Origin of the sequence: Halioglobus sp. HI00S01, assembly GCF_001635445.1 — a bacterium.
Lineage (GTDB): Bacteria > Pseudomonadota > Gammaproteobacteria > Pseudomonadales > Halieaceae > Halioglobus > Halioglobus japonicus.
This window is the reverse complement of the sequence record NZ_LWEE01000304.1, coordinates 1-614: the sequence shown is the minus strand read 5'-3', so window position 1 is coordinate 614 and position 614 is coordinate 1. Positions and strand designations below refer to the sequence as shown.

At 51.6% G+C, this 614-nt stretch carries 1 protein-coding gene; it reads left to right on the top strand.

The window, feature by feature from the left end:
- Positions 1-116: 116 nt before the first annotated feature.
- Positions 117-614: TetR/AcrR family transcriptional regulator (locus A3709_RS19650; RefSeq protein WP_066058698.1), on the top strand; the 498-nt coding region annotated here is incomplete at its 3' end.

The following is a 614-nucleotide window of genomic DNA, read 5'->3' as shown; positions in this document are numbered from 1 at the left end:
ATTTATTGCCCGGGATAACACGTTAGCACCTGAAAATCCAACCGTCAGTCCAGCGAGGTTGACAAAGTATCAGTTGAGTCATAACATCGATATAACATTGTTATATTGTTTTATTCATGAAGAGAGCTACTCGAGATCGCATCCTGAACTGCACAGCTAAATTGGCGACCACGCCCGATAACCGAAAGCTGACTATACGAAACGTAGCCGAAGACGCCGGGGTTACGACACAGGCGGTCTACACACTATTCGGCGGGAAGGAAGGTTTAATCGCCGCTCTCTTTGAGGAGTGTTGGAATACGCTGACTCATCGTCTTCGCGATGTGCCAGAGAGCAGCCACCCCCTGGAAACCCTGTGTTCCCTAGGTCGTTGTTACATCCAGTTTGCCAAAGAGAACCCGGAGTTCTACACGCTAATGATCGGTCGGGCCACTGGCAGCGTTACCGTGCCTGATCGGGAGCTACGGCACGCGGCGCCGTGGAGTTCCATCACCATCAATGTCGTCAACAAAGCTATAGCTGATGGAATTCTGTCCGGCTCACCAGACGAAATTGGACGTCTCCTGTGGTCCACGGCGCACGGGTACATCGATCTGACCATCCATGGATACCTT